Consider the following 18,578-nt stretch of genomic DNA (forward strand, 5'->3'; position numbering starts at 1 on the left):
CCCCTCGTACGAAGCTTTCGTACGAGGGGCCCGTTCGTGCGTGGGGAGGGGCGTCGGCACGGCACTCGGTGCCCGGCCCGGGGCGGCGGTAGAGTCGCCGGTCGTGCACTGGTTCTCCACCGGGCTGTTGATCGCCCTGTCCGCGGGAACCGCCGCCTGGGCCGGCTGGTTGCTCCGTCGCCTGTTCGTCGTCGAGCCCGCCGCCGCGCCCGGGCCGGGTCCCGATCCCGAACGGGACCCCGACGACCACCACACCGAGGAGCAGATCCCGTGACCGACCCCGAGCCCGCCGCAGCCGCCGACGAGGAGCTGCAGACCACCATCACCGGACCGGAGAACGCGGCCCCGGACTCCCCGCAGCGCAACCGGCCGCAGTGGCCCGACCTGCCCGTCGACGACGACACCGCCAACCTGCGGCAGGGCCCCGACCTGCACGAGGCCTGCCTCGGTCTGCTCCCGCTCGTCGGGACCTGGCGGGGCACCGGCGAGGTCGTCTACCCGACGATCGAGGGCCCGTTCCACTTCGGCCAGCAGATCACCTGGGCGCACGACGGCCGCCCGTTCCTGTCCTACGAGGCACGCTCCTGGCTGCTCGACGACGACGGCGGCATCATCCGCCAGGCCGCACGCGAGACCGGGTTCTGGCGTCCCCAGGAGGACGGCTCGATCGAGGTGCTGATCGCGCACAACACCGGCATCGTCGAGGTCTACTACGGCCCCCGGGGCGACATGCGGTCCTGGCAGATCGAGACCGACGCCGTCGCCCGGACGCCGTCGGCCAAGGAGGTCACCGCGGCGAAGCGGCTCTACGGCCTGGTCAACCAGGGCGACCTCGCCTACGTCGACGAGCGCGCGATGGTCGGGCAGCCGATGCAGCCGCACATCTCGGCCGTCCTGCACCGGGTGGTCGGCTAGTTGGTCGCGCTCCGGGTCCGCCCCTGCGGCGGACACGCGGTGCTGCTGGAGGTCGACGACGCCGCCGGGGTGGCGGCCGTCGTCGCCGCCGTGCGGGACGCCGGGCTGTCCGAGGTGCGGGAGCTGGTCCCGGCCGCCCGGACCGTGCTCGTCGAGGTGGTGCCCGGGGCCACCACCGAGCGGGTCGTGCAGGTGGCACGGGCCGCGGACGCCGAGGCGGGCGAGGCGGGCACCGGCACGGTCCACACGCTGGCCGTGACCTACGACGGCGAGGACCTCGCACTCGTCGCCGGGACCGCGGGCCTGTCCGTCGACGAGGTGGTCGCGCTGCACAGCGGCGCGGAGTACCGGGTGGACTTCTGCGGCTTCGCGCCCGGCTTCGGCTATCTGTCGGGCCTCCCCGAGCCGCTGCAGCAGCCGCGGCTGGAGAGCTCGCGGACCGCGGTGCCCGCCGGCTCGGTGGGGATCGCCGACGTCTACAGCTGCGTCTACCCGCGCCGCTCCCCCGGCGGCTGGCGGCTGATCGGCCGCACCGACGCCGTCCTGTTCGACCCCGTCGCCGACCCGCCGGCGCTGTTCACCCCCGGCGACCGCGTCCGGTTCGAGCCCCGGTGAACGCGCTGCTGGTGGTGCGGGCCGGACCGCAGGCGCTGGTGACCGACCGCGGGCGTCCCGGGCATGCACACCTGGGGGTCCCGCCGTCGGGTGCGCTGGACCGGCCGGCCTACGAGCTGGGGAACCGCCTGGTCGGCAACGACGACGGCGCCGCCGGCCTGGAGCTGCTCGGCGGCGGGCTGCGGGTGCGCGCCAGGGGCGGCCGGACCGTCGCCGTCACCGGGGCACCCGCGCCGGTGCTCGTCGACGGCCGGCCTGCCGGGTCCCACCGGGCGCTGCACCTGCCCGACGGCGCCGAGCTCGCGGTCGGGACGCCGGTCGGCGGGCTGCGGTGCTACCTCGCCGTCGCGGGCGGGGTGGACGCTCCGGTCGCGCTGGGCAGCCGCAGCACGGATCTGCTGTCGGGGCTGGGCCCCGACCCCGTCGCCGACGGCGACGAGCTGCCGGTCGGCCCGTGGTCGGGCCGGGTCCCGGTGTCCGGGCCGGTCCCGGTGTCGGTGCCCGGTGCCGTGGTCGGGCTGCGGGTGTGTCGCGGCCCCCGCGACGACTGGTTCACCGACGCGCACGACGCCCTCTCCGGTCCGCTGTGGACGGTGACGGCGGACGGGAACCGCATCGGGGTCCGCCTCGACGGACCGTCCCCGGGGCGGCGTCCGGAGTGGAGCGCCCGGGAGCTCCCGAGCGAGGGGATGGTGACCGGCGCGGTGCAGGTCCCGCCGGACGGGCCGCCGGTGGTGTTCCTCGCCGACCACCCGACGACCGGTGGCTACCCGGTGATCGGCGTCGTCGATCCCGCCGACCTGCCGCTGCTCGCCCAGGCCCCGCCGGGGACGGGCGTGCGGTTCACCGTGCTGCGCTGAGGCTCAGCGCTCGGCGTCCTCACCGTCGAGGATGGTGCGGACCTCGTCGACGGCCATCCCGGAGAGCCGGCCGATCTGCGCCGGGTCGAGCCCGCACTCGTGCAGGCGCCGGACGGCGCCGGCCAGGTCGTCACGGCGGCGGCGCAGGACCTCGTCGAGCTCGGCGATGCGGTCGCGGGTGTCGTCGAGCCGTTCGGTCGCGTCGACGGCGCGGGCCGGGTCCTCAAGGAGCACCCCGAGCAGCCGGTCCTTCGCGTCGCCGGCCGCCGGAGTGCGGGCCCCCGCGGTCGGGACGACGGCGAGCGGCAGCTCCTGCTGCTCCCCGCCGGGGACGTCGGGCTGCGGGTCGACGACCGCGTCGGTGCCGCGCAGGCGCGCCCGCTGCACGGCCCGGGCCGCGAGGGCCTGCTGCACGGCCCGGGAGACCGGTTCGGGGGTCGGTCGGGACGTGGCCCCGGTGGGCGGGGTCGGTACGGCGGGTGGGACCGGTGTGGCCGGCATCGCGGACGTCGCGGGGAGGTCCTCGGACGCCGGTTCGGTGCGCTCGGCCGACCAGGGCGGCAGCGGACCGGTCGCGGTGTCCTGCCGGTCGGCCGTGGTCCGCTCCGTCGCCGGGGACACGGGGTCCTCTCCGGCGGCCGTGGGCTGCTCGGCCGCGGCGGGCGTGGCGTCCGGGCCGGGCGCGGCGACGTCGGTGAGGTCGTCGACGACGCGCAGCCGCGCGACCGGCCACTCCGGGGCCGACGGTGTCGTCGGGGAGTCCGAGGTCCCCGCCGCATCCTGGTCCGCGGTGTCCTGGTCCGTCGCGTCCCGGTCAGCGGCATCCTGGTCCGGCGCGTTCTGGTCCGCAGTGGACCGGTCAGCGGCGACCCGGTGAGCGGTGGCATCGGTCGGGGCGGCGGCATCGGTGTGCCGGGCCGGTCGCAGACCGGTCGACCGGGAACGCGGGGTCGGTCGTGGCCGGGGCAGCGGCTCCGCCGCGGCACCCGACGCACCTTCGCCCGACGCTCCGGCACCCGGCGCACCGGCCCCGGACGCCCGGGCACCGGACGCCCCGGCACCGGACGCCGGCGGCACCGCGGCGAGCGACACGGCGGCCGTCGTCTCCGGGGCGCGGCCCCGGGCGAGGGTGGCCGCGTCGGGCAGCTCGTCGGCCGGGGCGAACAGCGCCTCCAGCGAGCCGTCGCCCCTGTCGTCCCCGTCGTCGTCGGGAGCGGCGTGCCGCGCCGCACCGGACGCGACGGCCGAGCCGGCGTACGCGGGCACCCGCGGCAGCGGACCCGTGTCGGCGCCGCGCTCGGCGACCACGTCGGCGACGGTCCGTACACGCGCCGGAGGCGGCGGGTCGGCCGGACCACCGGCCGCCTCACCGGTCCAGTCCGCATAGGACGGCTGCGGGTCCGCGGCCGTGCGCGGGGGCTCGAGCGGCAGCGGCACGGGCGCGGAGGTGCGGCGCGCACGCCACACCCCCCACAGGACCAGTACCACGAGCACGCCCGCGCCCAGCACCGCCACGAGGGGCAGGACCGGGACCGTGAACGAGCCGAGCTGCATGGGCCCGGACCTTATTGGGGTCCCGGGCCCCGCGCGGGGAACCTCAGCTGCTGCGCGTCCCCGTCGAGGGCTGCGCCGCGTCCGTCCGGCCCTTGTCCCCGGCGGCCGTGCCGGAACCGTTGCGGGTCGCGCCGTTGCCCTTCCCGCCGCCCTGCGACGACGGCTCGGACTCCGACGACGCACCGTTACGACCGTTCTGACCGTGGCCGGCCTGGCCGGAGCCGTTGCGCACGCCCTCCGGACCGGGTCTCACCGGACCGCGCCCGGGGGCCGGGTTCGCGGTCGTCGCCGGCTCCACGTCGGCCTTCGCACCCTCGGCCGCGGTGCCCTCGTCCCCTGCCGGCGACTTCTGCGAACCATCCGTTGGGGTGTCACCGGAACGGCGGACGGCGCCGACCACGACCGTGCGCTCGGCGTCGCCGCCGGACTTCGGACGCGGGTCCTGGACCGGCACCACCGACGTCTTCGGCTCCGCCTCGGCCGGGCGGGAGTCCGACACGGGCCGGAACAGCTCGGCGGGCTCGGGCTCGTCCCCGGGGCGGGCGGGGGTGGCACGCTCGGCACCACCCTGCTGCCCGGTGGGGGCCGGCGACGGGCGAGGGCCCGGTGCGGGCCGCGGGCCCGGGCGCGGCCCGGACTTCTTGTCCCCGTCGGTCTTGTCCCCGTCGGTACCGGCCGGCCGCTGGCCCGCGCCGTCGGTCCGGGCGGGCTGCGGCGCGCCGGCCGGACGGCCGCCGCCCGATCCACCGGAGCCGGGCGAGGCCGGACCCGAGGCCGGCCGGGGCTGGGACCCGGAGTCCTGGCGGCCCGGGCCGGGGCCCGGCTGCGGACGCGGACCGGGACGCGGTGCCGCGTCGCCCGACGGCGACGCCTGAGCGGCCGCCGGTCGGGCGCCGTTCACGCCGGCACCGTTGACACCGGCCGCGGGCGCCTGCGGGCGGCCGTTCGGGGAGCTCTGCGGACGCGCAGGGCCCTGCTCCCTCTGACCGGGCCGCTCCTGCTGACCGGGCCGCTGCTCGGACCCCGGGCGCTCCTCGGCGCCGGACCGGGAACCGGGACGCTGCGGCTCCGGGACACCCGGGCGCTGGCCGGGACGACCGGGCCGCTGGTCCGCGGAGCCGGGACGGGCCGTGGCCTGGTCGGAGCGCCCCTGGGCGGAACGGTCGTCGGACGACGCCGCCTCGCCGGCCGGTCCGCCGGACTTCTGCGCCGGACCGGGGACCGGGCGGATCTCGTGGCGGGCCTTGTCCCCCGCGGCCGGGTCCTTCCCGACCTCGGCGCGCAGCTCGTCGCGACGACGGGTCAGCTCGCTGACCTCCGTGCGGAGCTTGTCGCCCTGCTCACGGGCACGGTCGGCGTCGGCACGGGCGCGGTCGACCTGCTTGCGGGCCTCCGCGACGACGCGCTCGGCGTCGGCACGGGCCTTGTTGCGGATCTCCTCCGCCTCCTCCTCGGCCTTCTGCAGGATCGCCTGCATGCGGTCGGAGAAGCTGTCGACCGCACCGTGCCGGTCGGAGTCCGACGGCCCCGGGACGGGGCGTGGACCGGGACGCGGCACCGGGCGGGGTGGCCCACCCGCCGGCCCGACGGCGAACCCGCCGGGCGGCGGCACCGGCATGGGCGGCGGGATCGGCCTGCTCCGCAGTGCCTCGAGGTCCGCCCGCATCCGGCCCATCACCCGCTGCATCCCGACGATGTGCTCGTCGACCTGCCGCCGGTCGTAGCCGCGGAGAACGACGTCGAACCGCGGGGAACCGCCCGGGCGGTCCGCCCCGTCTGCCGTCATCGCCTCTCCTCAGGTCGTCGACATGGGTGCCCTCGACGGGCACGTTCGAGGTCGGCGGACCGACGGTCCGGCGCGACCTCGCCGGTCAGGGTAGTCACGACGACGGGGTCGCGGCGAACCACGCAGCGTGCACCGGTCGTCCGTCGGCGTGGCGGGCCCCGCGACGGACGGTTCCGTGACACGATGTTCGGTCACCGTCCTCGTGGCCCGATCCTACCGGGCCATACCGAATACCATCGGCGGTGTGGACAGCACACTGAAGGGCACGTTGCACCGGCGTGGGCTCCGGATGACCCCTCAACGTCAGCTCGTGCTGGACGCGGTCAGGGAGCTGGGGCACGCGACACCCGAGCAGGTGTGCACCAGGGTCCAGGCGACGGCACCGGCGGTGAACATCACGACCGTGTACCGGACGCTGGACCTGCTCGAGGAGCTCGGCGTCGTCCGGCACGCCCATCTCGGGCACGGGGCGCCGACCTACTCCGAGCACCAGCACCGCCACGTCCACCTCGTCTGCCACCACTGCGGCCGGGTGGACGAGGCGCCGACCGAGCTGCCGTCCGATGTGGCGAGTCGCACGCTCGCCGACCTGGGCTTCCGCCTGGACGCGACGCACGTGGCCCTGTCCGGCACGTGCATCGACTGTGCGCACGACGACGAGGACTCCGCAGAAGGAGCCCCCCAGCAGGACGACACGGCGCCCCCCGAGGGCGCGGAGGGAGACCGGTGACCGTTCCCGGATCCGAGCAGACCCCGGACACCACCGACGCCGAGGGCTCGACCCCCGACCCGGACGACGCCGTCGCCGCGCACCACGGCGACCCGCCGGCCGAGCAGCGGGCGATGGCCCGCTCGGCGGCCGTCGTCGACCGCGGGCACCGCGCGGTGCTGGCGGTGACCGGCGAGGAGCGGCTGTCCTGGCTGCACCTGCTGCTCACCCAGCACGTCAGCGAGCTGCCGCCCGGCACCGGCACCGAGGCCCTGGTGCTCGACGCGCAGGGCCGGGTGCTGCACCACATGGCCGTCGCGTCCTCGGCGGACACGGTCTGGCTCGACACCGAGCCCGGTGAGGGCACCGCCCTGCTCGACTACCTGTCCAAGATGGTCTTCTGGTCGAAGGTCGAGCCGCGCGACGTCACCGCCGAGCTGGCCGTGCTGTCCGTCGTCGGCCCCGAGACACCCGCCGTGCTCGCCGCCGCCGGGCTCCCGGTTCCCGATGCGCCGAACGGCGTCACGGCCCTGCCGGACGGCGGGTTCGTGCGACGGATGCCGTGGCCGGGCCGGGACGCGGCGGACGTCGTCGTCCCCCGCAGCACGAAGGACGCCCACTGGGCGGACCTCACCGCCGCCGGGGCGCGGGCCGCCGGGTCGATCGCGTTCGAGGCGCTGCGGGTGGAGTCGCGCGCACCGCGCCTGCACCGCGACACCGACGACCGCACCATCCCGCACGAGGTCGGCTGGATCGGCTCCGCCGTGCACCTCACCAAGGGCTGCTACCGGGGGCAGGAGACCGTCGCCCGGGTGGCGAACCTGGGCCGCCCCCCGCGGCGCACGGTGCTGCTGATGCTCGACGCGGGCGACGAGGACCTGCCCCGCACCGGCGACCCGGTGGTGCGCGACGGCCGCACGGTCGGCCGGGTGGGCACGGTCGTCCAGCACCACGAGCTGGGCCCGGTGGCGCTCGCGCTGCTCAAGCGGTCGGTCCCGGTCGACGCCGAGCTGACCGCGGGCGTCGACGACCGGGTATCCCCGGCCACGATCGACCCGGACTCCTACGAGCCGGACCCGGACACCCCGCCGCCGGGCCGTGCGGCCCGGGAACGGACGGGCGGCGCCGCGCGCCGGGGGTGACGCGCGGCCCGGCCGGACCGCCGTGGGGTGCCCATCGGGTGAACACCCGGGTGTCCCGCACCGGTCCGCACCCGGGTCCGCCTGTGACGACGGCGGTGCCGCGTCGCATGTTCCGGGGTGAGCAGGGTACGGTTGGTCCCACGACATTGATGAGACGAGAGGGGCCGCCGGGTCGTGCGCAATGACCGGCCGCCCCTTCCCTGTTGTAAGGGGGACCTGCCATGGGGCGTGGACGAGCCAAGGCCAAGCAGACGAAGGTGGCCCGTGAGCTCAAGTACAGCTCCCCTTCTATGGATCTCGACGCCTTGCAGCGGGAGATCGGTAGCGCGACGGCGGTGACGACGACGGACAGCCGCGAGGACGACTACGGCGAGTACGACGACCTCGCCGCCAAGTACAACGACGAGGACGACGACCCTCGGCGTTGACGGCCACTTCGGCGCCCGGCCCCCGTCGTGTTGCGACGGTCCGGGCGCCGCGGCACGTGCCGACCCGGTGAGCCCGCTCGCCGGACCGGTCGCACCGGCCGGTTTCCCCTGGCCGCTCGGATAGGGCAAGATCACGACCTGTCTCCCGTGGGAGGCGTGGTCACCGGTCCCGTCACGTCCGAGGTGTTCAGCAGATGCGCGGCAACCTGTTCGCGGTCGCCGTCAACCTGGTCGTGTTGACCGTACGGTCGGACCGCCTGCACGTGCTGCTCATCGAACGGGGCGAGCCCCCGTTCCTCGGGCACTGGGCGCTGCCCGGTGGTTTCGTACGCCCGGAGGAGGATCTGGTCCACACCGCCAGTCGGCGGTTGGACGAGGAGACCGGGACCGACACCGGCAACGCCGTCTGCGGGCACCTCGAGCAGCTGGCGAGCTATGCCGCCCCCGACCGCGATCCCCGCGGCCGGGTCCTGTCCGTCGGCTACCTCGCGCTCCTGCCGGACATGCCGGAGCCGACGCCGGGCGGCGGGGCCACCGCGTCCGCGTGGTGTGCCGTCGACGACGTGCCGCAGCTGGCGTTCGACCACCAGCGCATCCTCGCCGACGGTGTGGAGCGGGCGAAGTCGAAGCTCGAGTACACGACGCTCGCCGTGTCGTTCTGTCCGGACGAGTTCACGGTGACCGACCTGCGCCGGGTCTACGAGGCCGTCTGGGAGACCTCGCTCGACCCGCGCAACTTCCAGCGCAAGGTGACCTCCACCGAGGGCTTCCTCGTGCCGACGACGACGCTGGTCACCGGTGGCCGCGGGCGTCCGCCCCGGTTGTTCCGCCGGGGTCCGGCGACCGCACTGCACCCGCCGATGCTGCGCGAGTCGCACCGCGCCGGGAACCGACCGACCGCGCACGACGCGGCGTCACCGCCGGGACCGGCGTAGCACACGGTCGGGCAGACCCGGACCAGGTCGCCGCCCGGCTGAGCTGCGCCACTCGCCCGACCGAGCGCACCGGACTGCCGGCCCCGGCGGAACTGGACGGCACAGTCCGCTCAGAAGCGGGGGTGCTCCCCGCGCAGCTGCACCCGGGCGCCGAGCTCGCCGGAACCGGCACCGTCGACGTCGCCGATCCGGCCGACCTCGCCCAGGATCCAGGCGGGCACGTGCCGCGCGGTGAGGACGGCCAGGGCGCGGTCGACGTCCTCGGGCGGGAGCACCGCGACCATCCCGACGCCCATGTTGAACGTCTTCTCCATCTCCGCACGCTCGACGCGGCCGCGGGACTGGATCAGCTTGAAGATCGGGGCCGGCGTCCAGGAGCCGCGTTCCACGGTGGCGGCGAGACCGTCGGGCAGCACCCGCTCCAGGTTGCGGGCCAGCCCGCCGCCGGTGATGTGGGAGAACGTCCGCACACCGGTCTCGGCGGTGATCGCCAGGCAGTCCTTGGCGTAGATCCGCGTCGGGACGAGCAGCTCCTCGCCGAGGGAGTGGTCGAACTCCTCCAGCTCACCGGCCAGCGGCAGCCGGGCGATGTCGAGCAGCACGTGGCGGGCCAGGGAGTACCCGTTGGAGTGCAGCCCGGAGGAGCCGAGCGCGACCAGCACGTCGCCGGGGCGGACCCGCTCGGGTCGCAGCATCTTCTCGGCGTCGACGACACCGACACCGGTCGCGGAGAGGTCGTAGGCGCCCTCCTCCATCAGGCCGGGGTGCTCGGCGGTCTCGCCGCCGAGCAGCGCGCAGCCCGCGGTCTGGCAGCCCTCCGCGATGCCGCGCACGAGTGTCGCCACCTTGTCGGGGACGATCTTGCCGATGGCGATGTAGTCCTGCAGGAACAGCGGCTCGGCCCCGCAGACCACCAGGTCGTCGACGACCATCGCGACGAGGTCCTGACCGATGGTGTCGTGCTTGTCCATCGCCTGCGCGATCGCGACCTTGGTGCCGACGCCGTCGGTCGAGGCGGCCAGCACCGGCTCGGAGTACTTGCCGAACTTCGCCGCGAACAGGCCGGCGAACCCGCCGATGCCGCCGCGCACCTCGGGCCGCGTCGCCTTCTCGGCGAACGGACGAAAACGCTCGACCGCCTGCTCCCCCGCGTCGATGTCCACCCCCGCGGAGGCGTAGCTGGCGGGGCCGGGCTCGGTCGAGGGCATGCGTGGTCTCTCCAGGTCGGGACGGGGTCGTGATCGGGTGCCGCTACGGGCGGGTCAGCGCTTCCCCGGCACCGTATCCGACGGACAACGGCCCCGGATCGCCAGAGGCCGCACCGGACGCCGTCGGCTCCGGGACGTCCTCCAGCAGGTGCTTGCCGAGCTGGGCCTCCTCCGGCAGCGGGATCGGGTACTCCCCGTCGAAGCAGGCGCAGCACAGCCGCGAGCGCGGCTGCTCGGAGGCGGCGACCATCTGGTCGACCGAGACGTAGCCGAGGCTGTCCGAGCCGATCGAGCGTCGGACGCCCTCGGTGTCGGCGCCGTTGGCGATGAGCTCGGCCCGGCTGGCGAAGTCGATGCCGTAGAAGCAGGGCCAGCGCACCGGCGGCGAGGCGATCCGCACGTGCACCTCGAGCGCGCCGGCCTCGCGCAGCATCCGCACCAGCGCACGCTGGGTGTTGCCCCGGACGATCGAGTCGTCGACGACGACCAGGCGCTTGCCGCGGATGACGTTGCGCAGCGGGTTCAGCTTCAGCCGGATGCCGAGCTGACGGATGGTCTGGCTGGGCTGGATGAAGGTCCGCCCGACGTAGGCGTTCTTCACCAGGCCCTGGCCGTAGGGGATGCCGGAGCCCTGGGCGTAGCCGATCGCGGCCGGGGTGCCGGACTCCGGGACCGGGATGACCAGGTCGGCCTCGACCGGGTGCTCCTCGGCGAGCCGGCGGCCGATCTCGACCCGGGTGTCGTAGACCGAGCGGCCGGCGATGGTGGTGTCCGGGCGCGCCAGGTAGACGTACTCGAACACGCAGCCCTTCGGCTCCGGGGCGGCGAAGCGCTGGCTGCGGATGCCGTCGGAGTCGATCGCGATGAGCTCGCCCGGCTCGACCTCGCGGACGAAGGAGGCACCGACGATGTCCAGCGCCGCCGTCTCCGACGCGACGACCCAGCCCCGCTCCAGGCGGCCCAGCACCAGCGGGCGGACGCCGTGGGAGTCACGGGCGGCGTAGAGGGTGTTCTCGTCGGCGAAGGTCAGCGAGAACGCGCCGCGCAGCCGCGGCAGCAGCCGCATCGCGGCCTCGTAGACGCCGAGGTCCGCCGCGCCCGCGGCGAGCAGCTCGGTGAGCAGGTCGGAGTCGGTGGTCGCGCGCAGCCCGGACCGCTTGCGGTTCTCCAGCTTCGCGACGGCGTCGCGCAGCTCGGCGGTGTTGACCAGGTTGCCGTTGTGGCCCAGCGCGAGGCCCGAGCCCGCGGCGGTGGTGCGGAACGTCGGCTGGGCGTTCTCCCAGGTCGTCGCACCGGTCGTCGAGTAGCGACAGTGCCCGACGGCGAGGTGCCCGCGCAGCGAGGACAGCGTCTGCTCGTCGAACACCTGGCTGACCAGGCCGAGGTCCTTGAACACCACGGTGCGACGGCCGTCGGACACGGCGATGCCGGCGGCCTCCTGGCCGCGGTGCTGCAGCGCGTAGAGGCCGTAGTAGGTCATCTTCGCGACGTCCTCGCCGGGGGCCCAGACGCCGAACACACCGCACTCCTCGCGGGGTCCTGACTCGTCGGGTTCGGGGGCGGAGGGGGCGGCAGGGGTGAGGGAGAGGGTTCGTTCAGGGCTGACGTGCTCGTTCCGGACGGAACTCAACGCGGCGCTCCTCGGCTGGCGGCGTACCGGGACCAGGGCACGACTGTACGCCCCGAGATCACCCATCCCCAGGTACGGGGACAGGGGTCACGTCGGCGTCGCACACCGCTCCCGTCCGGTCACGGCGTGCGCAGCGGCAGGAACGAGGCGATCTCCCCCGCCCGCGACCCCGACGCGGACACCCGCCCGGCGGCGACGGCGTCGGCCCAGCTCAGGCGGCCGATGGCGAGCGCGATCCAGGTCCGCGGATCGGCCTCGACGACGTTCGGCGGGGTGCCGCGGGTGTGCCGCGGCCCCTCGACGCACTGCACCGCACCGAACGGCGGGACCCGCACCTCGACGCTGCGGCCGGGGGCGCGCCGGGCCAGCTCGTCCAGTGACTCCCTGACCGCGGCCTTGCGCACCGCCCGCTCCGGCTCGACGTCCCGGTCGACCCAGTCCGCGAGGAGGTCCGACATCAGACCGAGACGGCGCCGAACCGCGCGGGGAGGGTGCCCTCCCAGGCGGTGCGCAGCTCGTCGAGCGGCACCGCGCCGACGGCGTCGCCCAGGTCGAGGGCGTCGCCACCGGTCTCGCCGAGCCGTAGCGCCGGGACGCCGGCCTCGGCGGCGCGGACGAGGAACGCGTCGGCCCCGTCGGCGGGAACGGTGACCAGCACCCGTCCGGCGGACTCGGCGAACAGCGCGGTGAAGGAGTCCTCGTGCACCCCGGCCAGGTCGACGCGGGCGCCCCGGCCCCCGGCGAGTGCGGCCTCGACCAGGCCCTGGGCCAGGCCGCCGTCGGACAGGTCGTGGCTTCCGGTCAGGGCCCGGTCCGCGGCCGCGGCCGCGAGGAGCTGCGCGAGGCGCCGCTCGTGCTCCAGGTCCACGGCGGGCGGCCGTCCGCCGAGGTGCCCGTGCACCTCGTGCGCCCACTCCGACCCGCCGAACTCGGCGGCGGTGGTGCCGAGCAGGACGACCGTGTCGCCGTCGGCACCGGCGAACCCGGACCGGACCGCGGTGGTGACGTCGTCGATCACGCCGAGCACGCCGACGACCGGGGTCGGCAGGATCGCCGTCGTCCCGGTCTGGTTGTAGAAGCTCACGTTGCCGCCGGTGACCGGGGTGCCCAGCACCGCGCAGCCGTCGGCGAGGCCGCGTACGGCCTGCTCGAACTGCCACATGACGTGCGGGTCCTCCGGCGAGCCGAAGTTCAGGCAGTCGGTGACGGCGAGCGGGACGGCGCCGGAGGTCGCGACGTTGCGGTAGGCCTCGGCCAGCGCGAGCTGCGCACCGACGTACGGGTCGAGCGCGACGAAGCGGGAGTTGCAGTCGGTCGCGACGGCGATGCCGCGGCCGGTGGACTCGTCGACCTGCACGACCCCGGAGTCGGCGCCGTGCGCGGCGACGGTGTTGCCGCGGACGTAGCGGTCGTACTGGTCGGTGACCCAGGCCCGCGACGCGAGGTTCGGCGCGGCGGCCATCCGCAGGATCTCCGCGCGCAGCTCGGACGGGGTCCCCGGGCGGGGCAGCGCCTCCGGCGAGTCCGCGTTCAGCGCGTCCTGCTTCGCGTCGTCCCGGGCGACCGGGCGGGTGTAGACCGGGCCCTCGTGGGCGACGGTGCGCGGCGGCACGTCGACGACGGTCTCGCCCTGGGAGGTGATCACCAGGCGGTCGCCGTCGGTGACCTCGCCGATCACGGTGGCGATGGTGTCCCACTTGCGGCAGACGGCGAGGAACGCCTCGACGTTCTCCGGGGTCACGACCGCGCACATCCGCTCCTGGGACTCCGAGGAGAGGATCTCGGCGGCGGTCATGCCGGTGGCGCGCAGCGGGACGGCGTCGAGGTCGACGCGCATGCCGCCGTCGCCGGCGGAGGCGAGCTCGGAGGTCGCACACGACAGCCCGGCACCGCCGAGGTCCTGGATGCCGACGACCAGCCCGGCCGCGAACAGCTCCAGGCAGCACTCGATGAGGACCTTCTCGGTGAACGGGTCGCCGACCTGGACGCTCGGGAGCTTCTTGCGCCCGGTGCCACCGCTCTCGGCGTCGAAGGTCTCCGACGCCAGCACCGACACGCCGCCGATGCCGTCCAGCCCGGTCGTCGCCCCGAACAGGATGATCTTGTTGCCGGTGCCGGAGGCGAACGCGAGGTGCAGGTCCTCGGTCTTCAACGCGCCCACGCACAGGGCGTTGACCAGTGGGTTCCCGGCGTAGGACGGGTCGAAGACGACCTCGCCCGCGACGTTCGGCAGACCGAGACAGTTCCCGTAGCCGCCGACCCCGGCGACGATGCCGGGCAGCACCCGGCCGGTGTCGTCGGCGTCGAGCGGGCCGAAGCGGAGCGGGTCGCCGACGGCGATCGGTCGCGCGCCCATCGCCATGATGTCGCGGACGATGCCGCCGACACCTGTCGCCGCGCCCTGGTAGGGCTCGACGTAGGACGGGTGGTTGTGCGACTCGACCTTGAAGGTGACCGCCCAGCCGTCGCCGACGGACACGACACCCGCGTTCTCGCCGATCCCGGCGAGCATCGTCGAGCGCATCTCGTCGGTGGTGGTCTCACCGAAGTAGCGCAGGTGGACCTTGGAGGACTTGTAGGAGCAGTGCTCGCTCCACATCACCGAGTACATCGCGAGCTCGGCGTCGGTGGGCCGGCGGCCGAGGATCTCCCGGATGCGGGCGTACTCGTCGTCTTTGAGCCCCAGCTCCCGGAAGGGCTGCGGCTGCTCCGGAGTGGCCTCGGCGTTCTTGACGGAATCGACCGGCACCTGGGACTGCGTCACGGGGCCAGGGTAGACGGACCGCCCCGGTCCACGTCCCGGCACGGTGCCGGGGCCCACAGGCGGGGTTCCCCACAGCGGGCCCCGGGGGTCGGAGACGGAGACGGCCGGTGGTCCGCGGGGACCACCGGCCGGGCCGTGCGTCGACGGTGGGTCAGGCGCCGGGTCAGGCGGTGGCCCGGGCCAGCACCGAGGTGAACAGGCCGAGGCCGTCGGCGGACGGGCCGGTCAGCCCGCTGGTCGCGTGCTCCGGGTGCGGCATGAGGCCGACGACGTTGCCCGCCGGGTTGGTGATGCCGGCGATGTCGCGCGTCGAGCCGTTGGGGGCGGGCTCGCTGTAGCGGAACACCACGCGGCCCTCGCCCTCCAGCTCGTCGAGGGTCGCGGCGTCGGCGACGTAGCGCCCCTCCTGCGACTTCAGCGGGATCGTCAGCCGGTCCCCCGCGGTGTAGTCGCTGGTCCACGCGGTCTGCGCGTTCTCCACGGTCAGCTCGAGGTCGCGGCACAGGAAGTGCAGCCCGGCGTTCGCGACGAGCGCGCCCGGGAGCAGGTGCGCCTCGCAGAGGATCTGGAAGCCGTTGCAGATGCCGAGCACCGGCAGACCGCGCCCGGCGCCCGCCACGACCTCGGTCATGATCGGCGCCAGGCTCGCGATCGCCCCGGCGCGCAGGTAGTCGCCGTAGGAGAACCCACCCGGCACGACGACGGCGTCCACACCCTGCAGGTCGTGGTCGCCGTGCCACAGCGGGACGGCCTCGGCGCCGGCGCGGCGGACCGCGCGGGCGGCGTCGGCGTCGTCCAGGGTCCCCGGGAAGGTGATCACACCGACGCGGGTGCTCACAGCCGGGTCACCGTCCAGTCCTCGATCACCGGGTTCGCCAGCAGCGAACCGGCGAGCCGGTGCAGGGTCTCGTCGTCGACGCCGTCGGAGACCTCCAGCTCGAAGTGCTTGCCCTGCCGCACCCCGCTCACCCCGGACACACCGATCCGAGCGAGCGCCCGGGTCACGGCCTGACCCTGCACGTCGAGGATCTCGGGCTTGGGCATCACGTCCACCACCACTCTGGCCACGGGGTCAGCCTACGGTGAACAGGGGCGACGGCTCGACGTGCGTGCCCTCACCATCGGCCCATGCAGGTGCTCGTCCTGGGTGGCACGGTCTTCCTCTCCCGCGCGGTCGCCGCGGCCGCGCTCGCCGCGGGACACGCGGTGACCTGCGTGTCCCGTGGTGTCTCCGGGGCGCCACCGGGCGGCGCGGAGGCGGTGACGGCCGACCGGTCCCGGCCCGGGGCGCTGGCCGCGGCGCTGCACGGACGCACGTTCGACGCCGTCGTGGACGTCGCGACGATGTCGGCGCCGTGGGTCCGCGACGCCCTCGACGCGTTGCACGGCCGGTTCGGGCACTGGACCTTCGTCTCCTCGATCAACGCCTACGCCGACCTGTCGCTGCGCGGCGGGACCGTGGCGCAGCCGACCCTGGCACCGCTGCACGACCAGCCCGACCAGGACCTCACGAACCGGGACCCGGACGTCTACGGCGCCGCGAAGGTCGCGAGCGAACAGGCGGTGCGGGAACGGGCGGGCGACCGGGCGCACGTGGTGCGCGGCGGGCTGATGTGCGGGCACGGCGACCTGTACGACCGCTACGGCTACTGGGCGGACCGGTTCGCCCGTGGGGGCCGGGTGGTCGTCCCGGACGTGCCCGCCCAGCCGATGCAGCTCGTGGACGTCGACGACCTCGCCGCCTGGATCGTGGCCTGCGCGGCCGACGGCACCACCGGCACCCACGACGGCACCGGCCCGCGGTCCACCCTGGACCGGGTGCTCGCCGCGACCGCCGCCGCCGTGGGCGCCGACGACCTGGAGCTCGTCCGGGTCCCGGAACCGACGCTGGCGGAGCAGGGGGTGGGGAGCTGGGCCGGCCCGCGGTCGTTGCCGCTCCGGCTGCCGGAACAACTCTGGGGCATGGTCGACCGGGACGTCACCACGACGCTCGCCGCAGGCCTGACACCCCGCCCGCTCGCCGACACCGCCCGCGCCGCCCTCGCGTGGGACCGTGGGCTCGGCGCCGGTCGGGAGCGCCGGGCCGGGCTCACCGACGCCGAGGAACGGGCCGTGCTGCAGGCGCTCGGCTGAGCGGAGCGACGTGCCCCCGACCGGGCATGCTGGTCCCATGCACCTGACGCACTACGGCCACGCCTGCGTCCTGGTCGACACCGGGTCGGCCAGGCTGTTGTTCGACCCGGGGACGTTCTCCACCGGCTTCGAGACCCTCGACGGCCTGGACGCGATCCTGGTCACCCACCAGCACTTCGACCACGTCGACGCCGACGCGCTGCGCACCCTGCTGCGCGCCAACCCCGACGCCGCCCTGGTCACCGACGGCCAGACCGCCGAGCAGCTGGACGGCATCGACGCCCGCACCGCCGCCCCCGGCGACGTGCTGGCCCTCGGTGGCGCCGAGGTGACCGTCGTCGGGTCCGGGGACCATGCGCAGATCCACCCGGACATCCCGCTGGTGGCGAACAACGGCTACCTCGTCGACGGCGCGCTCCTGCACCCCGGTGACGCCTACGTCCCGCCGGGCGTCGAGGAGCTGGCGACGCTGCTGCTCCCGAGCGGCGCGCCGTGGTTGAAGGTGTCCGAGGCCGTCGACTACCTGCGGGCGGTCGCGCCGCGCACGGTCGTCCCGATCCACGAGGGCACCCTCGCGAACCCGGCGCTGCACTACCGGTTCTTCGACGACCTCGGTCCCGCCGCCACCACGCTCCTGGTCCCCGACCGGGAGAAGGCGATCACCGTCTGATGGCGCTGCAGTGGGAGCAGGTCGTCGTCGACGCCCGGGACCCGATCCGGCTCGGCCGCTGGTGGGCCGAGGCCCTGGACTGGACGGTGGCGAACGCCTCGGCGGCGGAGTTCGAGATCCAGCCGGCCGCGGGTGTCACCCCCGGGCTGATCTTCGTGCCGGTCGCGGAGGGCAAACGGACCAAGAACCGGCTGCACATCGATCTGCGACCGGACGGCGTGCGCGACTCCGAGGTCGCCCGGCTGCTCATGCTGGGCGCGACCCGGGTCGACGTCGGCCAGCACCGCGTCCCGGCCGACGAGGTGTCCTGGACGGTGCTCGCCGACCCCGAGGGCAACGAGTTCTGCGTGCTCGGCGAGCGGCGGACCTGACACCTGTCCACAGGTGGCACCGGTTGTCCACAGGAGAGCACACACTGTGGACAACCGGGCCGATCGCCGGGGAGCTCCTAGGCTGCCGGGGCGGCGGCGGGGAACAGCGTGCGGTGCACGGCGCCGACGGCGCCCGCCCCGCGCGCCGCGTCGACGGCGGCCAGCGCGGCCTCGACGCGGTGCTCGCGGCGCAGGTCCTTGGCCCGCAGCGCGAGCCGGACGAGCCCTCCGCGCTCGGCGGTACGCACGGCCTGCTGCTCCAGCGCCCGTCCGCGACGGCGTTCCCCCGCGCGGCGCTCGCCCCGCCAGGGCTCGGACGAGCGGAAGGTGAGCACCCGCGAGCGCAGCACCGGACCGCCGGTCGCGCGGACGGTCGTCTCGTCGGCGCACAGACCGAAGCCGAGGTCGGCGAGCGCGTCGAGGGTGCCCTCGGAGGCGATCCAGCCGGGCGGGGCGAAGCCGTCGGTGGACAGCCCGGTCGCGAGCAGGATGCGCCGGGCACCGGTCAGCCGCAGACCCGCTTCGTGCCGGGGCAGCGCGCCGAACTCGGTGCGCCGCCCGATCCGTGGGACGGTGCCGTTCTGCCAGGCACCCACCGGGTCGCTCGTGTGGTCGAAGCCGTGCAGGAGCAGGTCGTCCCCGGCGCGGACGCGGCCGGCGATCCAGCGGACCAGGTCGTCGCCGCGGCGCAGCGGTCCGTCGGGACCCTTGGGCTGCACGAGGTGGGTCAGCGGCACGCCGCGCCGGTCCAGCTCCGCCGCGAACGCGGCGGCGCGGGCGCGGTCGGCGTCGTCGGAGTCGGTCAGGCCGGACAGCGAGACCAGCAGCGTGCTCATGGCCCCATCCGACCCGACCGAG

20 protein-coding genes are annotated in these 18,578 nt (G+C 75.2%); 11 read left to right on the forward strand and 9 right to left on the reverse strand.

What is annotated here, in order from left to right; translation table 11 throughout:
• Nucleotides 1-103: 103 nt before the first annotated feature.
• Genes FVA95_RS30735 through FVA95_RS05515 form a run of 4 tightly spaced genes read left to right on the forward strand, consistent with a single transcriptional unit; the run spans nucleotide 104 to nucleotide 2,390 of the window.
• Complete coding sequence (locus FVA95_RS30735; protein ID WP_161992205.1) at nucleotides 104-274, forward strand: hypothetical protein; 171 nt, start codon at nucleotides 104-106, stop codon at nucleotides 272-274.
• Nucleotides 271-915 carry an FABP family protein gene (locus tag FVA95_RS05505; protein WP_020626033.1) on the forward strand — a complete coding sequence of 215 codons (645 nt, stop codon included), beginning with the start codon at nucleotides 271-273 and terminating at the stop codon, nucleotides 913-915. The genes FVA95_RS30735 and FVA95_RS05505 overlap by 4 nt, the downstream gene beginning before the upstream one ends.
• Nucleotides 916-1,530: an allophanate hydrolase subunit 1 gene (locus FVA95_RS05510; RefSeq protein WP_149663237.1), complete on the forward strand. Its 615-nt coding sequence runs from the start codon at nucleotides 916-918 to the stop codon at nucleotides 1,528-1,530. It begins immediately after the preceding gene.
• The gene (locus FVA95_RS05515) at nucleotides 1,527-2,390 is read left to right on the forward strand and encodes a biotin-dependent carboxyltransferase family protein (RefSeq protein WP_193564302.1); all 864 of its coding nucleotides are present in this window, start codon (nucleotides 1,527-1,529) and stop codon (nucleotides 2,388-2,390) included. The genes FVA95_RS05510 and FVA95_RS05515 overlap by 4 nt, the downstream gene beginning before the upstream one ends.
• 3 nt (nucleotides 2,391-2,393) lie before the next feature.
• Here FVA95_RS05515 and FVA95_RS05520 read toward each other — a convergent pair whose 3' ends face one another.
• Both FVA95_RS05520 and FVA95_RS05525 read right to left on the reverse strand, forming a co-directional pair.
• The gene (locus FVA95_RS05520) at nucleotides 2,394-3,944 is read right to left on the reverse strand and encodes a hypothetical protein (protein ID WP_149663238.1); all 1,551 of its coding nucleotides are present in this window, start codon (nucleotides 3,942-3,944) and stop codon (nucleotides 2,394-2,396) included.
• A gap of 43 nt (nucleotides 3,945-3,987) precedes the next feature.
• Nucleotides 3,988-5,730 (reverse strand): ATP synthase F0 subunit B, encoded by a 1,743-nt coding sequence (locus tag FVA95_RS05525; protein ID WP_149663239.1) that lies wholly within the window; start codon nucleotides 5,728-5,730, stop codon nucleotides 3,988-3,990.
• Nucleotides 5,731-6,019: 289 nt separating this feature from the next.
• Between FVA95_RS05525 and FVA95_RS05530 the strand changes: the two genes are divergently transcribed.
• The 4 genes from FVA95_RS05530 to FVA95_RS05545 all read left to right on the forward strand — a co-directional run bounded on the left by FVA95_RS05530 (nucleotide 6,020) and on the right by FVA95_RS05545 (nucleotide 8,944).
• Nucleotides 6,020-6,460: a Fur family transcriptional regulator gene (locus FVA95_RS05530; RefSeq protein ID WP_149663281.1), complete on the forward strand. Its 441-nt coding sequence runs from the start codon at nucleotides 6,020-6,022 to the stop codon at nucleotides 6,458-6,460.
• Entirely contained in the window at nucleotides 6,457-7,581 is a 1,125-nt protein-coding gene (locus FVA95_RS05535) for a folate-binding protein YgfZ (protein WP_149663240.1), read from the forward strand. Before FVA95_RS05530 ends, FVA95_RS05535 begins: the two co-directional genes overlap by 4 nt.
• A 221-nt stretch (nucleotides 7,582-7,802) precedes the next feature.
• Nucleotides 7,803-8,009, forward strand: a complete 207-nt coding sequence (locus tag FVA95_RS05540; RefSeq protein ID WP_043281081.1) for a DUF3073 domain-containing protein — start codon at nucleotides 7,803-7,805, stop codon at nucleotides 8,007-8,009.
• 194 nt (nucleotides 8,010-8,203) lie between these two features.
• Nucleotides 8,204-8,944, forward strand: coding sequence for an NUDIX domain-containing protein (locus FVA95_RS05545; RefSeq protein ID WP_149663241.1), 741 nt, complete (start codon nucleotides 8,204-8,206; stop codon nucleotides 8,942-8,944).
• Between the two features lie 110 nt (nucleotides 8,945-9,054).
• On the opposite strand, the gene purM is transcribed toward FVA95_RS05545, so the two are convergent.
• From purM to purS, 6 genes are all read right to left on the reverse strand, one after another.
• Complete coding sequence (gene purM / locus FVA95_RS05550) at nucleotides 9,055-10,152, reverse strand: phosphoribosylformylglycinamidine cyclo-ligase (protein ID WP_020626716.1); 1,098 nt, start codon at nucleotides 10,150-10,152, stop codon at nucleotides 9,055-9,057.
• Nucleotides 10,153-10,195: 43 nt separating this feature from the next.
• The gene (gene purF, locus FVA95_RS05555) at nucleotides 10,196-11,782 is read right to left on the reverse strand and encodes an amidophosphoribosyltransferase (RefSeq protein WP_149663242.1); all 1,587 of its coding nucleotides are present in this window, start codon (nucleotides 11,780-11,782) and stop codon (nucleotides 10,196-10,198) included.
• 119 nt (nucleotides 11,783-11,901) lie between these two features.
• A complete protein-coding gene (locus FVA95_RS05560; RefSeq protein WP_149663243.1) occupies nucleotides 11,902-12,240 on the reverse strand; it encodes a sterol carrier family protein in 339 nt (112 codons plus the stop codon).
• A complete protein-coding gene (purL, locus tag FVA95_RS05565; protein ID WP_149663244.1) occupies nucleotides 12,240-14,546 on the reverse strand; it encodes a phosphoribosylformylglycinamidine synthase subunit PurL in 2,307 nt (768 codons plus the stop codon). Before purL ends, FVA95_RS05560 begins: the two co-directional genes overlap by 1 nt.
• A 163-nt stretch (nucleotides 14,547-14,709) precedes the next feature.
• Complete coding sequence (purQ, locus tag FVA95_RS05570) at nucleotides 14,710-15,384, reverse strand: phosphoribosylformylglycinamidine synthase subunit PurQ (RefSeq protein WP_149663245.1); 675 nt, start codon at nucleotides 15,382-15,384, stop codon at nucleotides 14,710-14,712.
• Nucleotides 15,381-15,614 (reverse strand): phosphoribosylformylglycinamidine synthase subunit PurS, encoded by a 234-nt coding sequence (purS, locus tag FVA95_RS05575; protein WP_043278022.1) that lies wholly within the window; start codon nucleotides 15,612-15,614, stop codon nucleotides 15,381-15,383. Before purS ends, purQ begins: the two co-directional genes overlap by 4 nt.
• A 60-nt stretch (nucleotides 15,615-15,674) precedes the next feature.
• Between purS and FVA95_RS05580 the strand changes: the two genes are divergently transcribed.
• From FVA95_RS05580 to FVA95_RS05590, 3 genes are read left to right on the forward strand one after another with little or no spacing between them, the layout of a single operon-like run.
• A complete protein-coding gene (locus FVA95_RS05580) occupies nucleotides 15,675-16,679 on the forward strand; it encodes an NAD-dependent epimerase/dehydratase family protein (protein ID WP_149663246.1) in 1,005 nt (334 codons plus the stop codon).
• 37 nt (nucleotides 16,680-16,716) lie between these two features.
• Nucleotides 16,717-17,349, forward strand: a complete 633-nt coding sequence (locus FVA95_RS05585) for an MBL fold metallo-hydrolase (protein ID WP_149663247.1) — start codon at nucleotides 16,717-16,719, stop codon at nucleotides 17,347-17,349.
• A complete protein-coding gene (locus tag FVA95_RS05590) occupies nucleotides 17,349-17,720 on the forward strand; it encodes a VOC family protein (RefSeq protein WP_020623699.1) in 372 nt (123 codons plus the stop codon). The genes FVA95_RS05585 and FVA95_RS05590 overlap by 1 nt, the downstream gene beginning before the upstream one ends.
• A 77-nt stretch (nucleotides 17,721-17,797) precedes the next feature.
• Here the strand turns inward: FVA95_RS05590 and FVA95_RS05595 are convergent, their stop codons facing one another.
• Nucleotides 17,798-18,556, reverse strand: coding sequence for a DUF2334 domain-containing protein (locus tag FVA95_RS05595; protein WP_226361252.1), 759 nt, complete (start codon nucleotides 18,554-18,556; stop codon nucleotides 17,798-17,800).
• Nucleotides 18,557-18,578 lie beyond the last annotated feature (22 nt).

This window comes from Pseudonocardia sp. EV170527-09, from assembly GCF_008369905.1.
Lineage (GTDB): Bacteria > Actinomycetota > Actinomycetes > Mycobacteriales > Pseudonocardiaceae > Pseudonocardia.

What these genes read in the sequence shown, in the direction of transcription:
- FVA95_RS05520 (WP_149663238.1), bottom strand. Translation starts at nt 3,944, where the DNA reads ATGCAGCTCGGCTCGTTCACGGTCCCGGTCCTGCCCCTCGTGGCGGTG.
- FVA95_RS05525 (WP_149663239.1), bottom strand. Translation starts at nt 5,730, where the DNA reads ATGACGGCAGACGGGGCGGACCGCCCGGGCGGTTCCCCGCGGTTCGAC.
- FVA95_RS05530 (WP_149663281.1), top strand. Translation starts at nt 6,020, where the DNA reads ATGACCCCTCAACGTCAGCTCGTGCTGGACGCGGTCAGGGAGCTGGGG.
- FVA95_RS05540 (WP_043281081.1), top strand. Translation starts at nt 7,803, where the DNA reads ATGGGGCGTGGACGAGCCAAGGCCAAGCAGACGAAGGTGGCCCGTGAG.
- FVA95_RS05545 (WP_149663241.1), top strand. Translation starts at nt 8,204, where the DNA reads ATGCGCGGCAACCTGTTCGCGGTCGCCGTCAACCTGGTCGTGTTGACC.
- purM (WP_020626716.1), bottom strand. Translation starts at nt 10,152, where the DNA reads ATGCCCTCGACCGAGCCCGGCCCCGCCAGCTACGCCTCCGCGGGGGTG.
- FVA95_RS05560 (WP_149663243.1), bottom strand. Translation starts at nt 12,240, where the DNA reads ATGTCGGACCTCCTCGCGGACTGGGTCGACCGGGACGTCGAGCCGGAG.
- FVA95_RS05580 (WP_149663246.1), top strand. Translation starts at nt 15,675, where the DNA reads ATGCAGGTGCTCGTCCTGGGTGGCACGGTCTTCCTCTCCCGCGCGGTC.
- FVA95_RS05585 (WP_149663247.1), top strand. Translation starts at nt 16,717, where the DNA reads ATGCACCTGACGCACTACGGCCACGCCTGCGTCCTGGTCGACACCGGG.
- FVA95_RS05590 (WP_020623699.1), top strand. Translation starts at nt 17,349, where the DNA reads ATGGCGCTGCAGTGGGAGCAGGTCGTCGTCGACGCCCGGGACCCGATC.
- FVA95_RS05595 (WP_226361252.1), bottom strand. Translation starts at nt 18,556, where the DNA reads ATGAGCACGCTGCTGGTCTCGCTGTCCGGCCTGACCGACTCCGACGAC.